1 protein-coding gene and 1 pseudogene are annotated in these 525 nt (G+C 34.1%); both read left to right on the forward strand.

What is annotated here, in order from left to right:
• The first annotated feature begins 34 nt into the window (after window positions 1–34).
• Window positions 35–265, forward strand: coding sequence for a hypothetical protein (locus ACFIKO_RS09555; protein ID WP_375673944.1), 231 nt, complete (start codon window positions 35–37; stop codon window positions 263–265).
• Between the two features lie 150 nt (window positions 266–415).
• Window positions 416–525 (forward strand): annotated as a pseudogene (locus ACFIKO_RS09560) (XRE family transcriptional regulator); the annotation flags it as partial.

The following is a 525-nucleotide window of genomic DNA, read 5'->3' on the forward strand; positions in this document are numbered from 1 at the left end:
ATTTTGAAGCATAACAAGCAGGGAGCCCATTTATGTGGTTGGAAAGATGGTCAAGAAACGAAGCACCAAAGATAAAGGTCTTACAGAAAAAGAACAACAGCTTCTTCACGAGATGATAGAGACCTATCAAGGCTTAAAGATGATGTCACGCATCATGAAATTGATTGCCTTTATTGTCTTTATGTTCGTAATAGATTTTTCCCGTTTCGTGGACGCCGTAGAGAATAGCTTCTCACATCTTAAAAGATGGTTAACAAAAAGTTAAAACATCTTAGAATTAGAGACCCTTTGGACCTCTGGTTTTGCTAAAAAACTTCCCGAAAAGAACTCTTGATTCGCAATTAATTGAAGAAAATCATAAAAAGATTTGTTAGAATCAGAAGAAAATATTTCTTCTCTAATAGGACTTTTTTTGATGCTTACACCCTTTGGTAAAATTTTACGTAAACTTCGCGTTGATCATTCAGAACGCCTTTTAGATATGGCTAAGAAATTAGATATATCTGTATCATTTTTATCTTCTGT

Source organism: Bartonella sp. TS82HLJMH (genome assembly GCF_042193495.1).
GTDB classification, from domain to species: domain Bacteria; phylum Pseudomonadota; class Alphaproteobacteria; order Rhizobiales; family Rhizobiaceae; genus Bartonella; species Bartonella grahamii.